Here is a 2,238-nt window from a genome sequence, read left to right as displayed (position 1 = left end):
GTTGTATTGTAATACTGTGTCCTGATCCCCTGCATACACGCCTGGTTGCCAAGAGCCGAAGCTATGTAGCTTTTACCGGATCCCGTTGCCCCGGTAATAAGTACATTTTCCTTCTTTTTTATAAAGGACATATCGGCAAGCCTTAGGACCTGCATTTTATCAAGCCCCCTTTCTTGGGAGAACTCAAGCTCCTCAATAGTGGCACTGTACCTGAACTTTGCGGTTCTGAACAGTCTGTTGATTTTGCTGTTCTCCCTTTCTTCCCATTCTGCCTGTAAAAGGTGGTTGATTAGTTCTTCTGGATTGAGGTCATGGTGTCTGTTACTGTCCAAGATGGTTTTATAAGCCTCCATCATCCCGTGAAACTTCATTTTGGACATCTGGTTCAATGCTGTGCTCTGTGTCATATCTGTAAAATTTGGTTTTAAGGTAAACAATTGGTTATCCGAAGTTTTCCGCCCCCCTTATGTTTTCGTGGTCGGCCGGTTTGTCGGGCTTTGTTTCTGTGTCAAAAGGGATTGTATCCATTCCGCTGTTGAGTATTCTGGTGATGACCGAAAAGTTATAGGTATTGTAGTGCTTGGCACGTTTTACCGCGTTGACCAGCCTTTCCCTTCCTGCCTTTTTATCATATCCCAAAATCCCCAGACAGCTTTTGTATGCCTGCTCCGGATAGGGATAACTGTCGAGAATAACCTGCAGATAATGCCGGACTTCGGGATGGATCCCTTTTGCCCAGTTCAGAAAAAAGTCAGGGTTCCAGCCACTCACAAACCTGTGGGTGGAAGGCATATGGTCCTTTACTGAAGTGTATCCCCGTTCCTTCATGTTTCTTTTATGAAAAGCGATCCTATCCCCGTCGTGGAAAACAGACACGTAACTCAGGGAGTAGACCACTTTGACCTTTTTGCCTATAAACCTGTAGGGAATGGAATAATAGTGTTTTTCAGGACCCAGGGATATGTGGGAGGTTTTGGTGACGGTTGCATACTTGAACTGTTTGATCTCATACCTTTCTGATGGCAGGGGTCCCAGTGCATCCTTTTCATCCCTGTCAAAAAGTTCCTTCCTTGATTCAGGCCTCTTTTGAAAAGGGGTATTGTTGTGGATTTCCAGATAATGCCATATATCCGCATTCAAGGTTTTGATATCGTGATAGACCTTGTTCCTGATCGGAGCGTAGATTCTGCTGTAGACAATGCTTACCGTCTTTTCCACCAAAGACTTGTCCTGCGGTTTTCTGCTCCTTGCGGGAAAAACCGTGCAGCCATAATGGTTTGCAAAGTCCAGAAAATCAGGGTTGATCACCGGTTCATACCTGTCGGCTTTGGTGACTGCGCTTTTAAGGTTGTCGGGAACCAGGGCTTTGGGCACACCGCCGAAGTAGTGTACCGCGTTTTCAGTGACAGCTATCAAGTCTTCTTTTCTTTGGGAAGGTATGGCTTCAACATAGCTGTATTGGCTGTATCCGAGTGTGGCAACATACACCTCCAGATCTGTGACTTCACCCGTTACGGGGTCTACTGTGCATAGTTTGTCCCCGGTAAAATCTATGTAAAGCTTATCACCCGGAACATGTTCAATCCGCATGCTCGCCGACAAGCCTATACGCCATTGTTTAAAGATGTCACAGAACTGGGAATAGCTGTAACCATCAGGGTGTTTTAGGCGGTATTCACCCCATAGAACCCATCTGTTTACACCTGTTCTTTTGAGTTCTGATTCCATATACGGTAGGAAGGACTCAATTTCCTGCTGTCTTTGATCTGATTTCTGGTCGGGATCAGCAAGCAGCGCATCGAGCTCCTCGTCGCTTTTGACAAGAAGTTCATCATAGCCCAAGCCCTTGGAATCAATTAGTTGAAGGTACTTTTTAACTGTGTTACGGGCGATGCCCAAAGTTTTGGAAATTGTCTGTAACGCCATACCGTTGTCCCGGTGGCGGATGATCTGTTTAAGATTGCTCATAGTTATCGTTTTTCCTGCCATACTTTAAGGTATGGATTATACCTCGAAGCAATCGATAACTGAAAATACAAAGTGGTCAATATGCCATTCCGGCAATGCTGACCACTCTTACAAGGGTGGTCAGGATGGTCAGATTGACAGTGGTCAAGATCACCGGAATAGTATTCTCTGATGTTTGATCATCCCCTAAATAGGGGTGGTCAGCATCATCGGAAAAAAGTGGTCAACATCACCGGAACAGGTGGTCAAGATGGATCGGAATATACAATC

2 protein-coding genes are annotated in these 2,238 nt (G+C 45.4%); both read right to left on the bottom strand.

Going from position 1 to position 2,238, the window contains the following annotated elements; translation table 11 throughout:
- Window positions 1-407 (bottom strand): ATP-binding protein (locus IAQ59_RS21800; protein ID WP_209332971.1); only part of this gene is annotated, 407 nt, incomplete at its 3' end.
- A 34-nt stretch (window positions 408-441) separates the two neighbouring features.
- Window positions 442-1,968 (bottom strand): IS21 family transposase, encoded by a 1,527-nt coding sequence (istA, locus tag IAQ59_RS21795; RefSeq protein ID WP_209332970.1) that lies wholly within the window; start codon window positions 1,966-1,968, stop codon window positions 442-444.
- Between the last annotated feature and the right edge of the window lie 270 nt (window positions 1,969-2,238).

The organism is Lunatimonas salinarum, assembly GCF_017811155.1.
Lineage (GTDB): Bacteria > Bacteroidota > Bacteroidia > Cytophagales > Cyclobacteriaceae > Lunatimonas > Lunatimonas salinarum.
The sequence above is the reverse complement of the archived record's forward strand: the minus strand, read 5'-3'. Positions and strand labels throughout refer to the sequence as shown.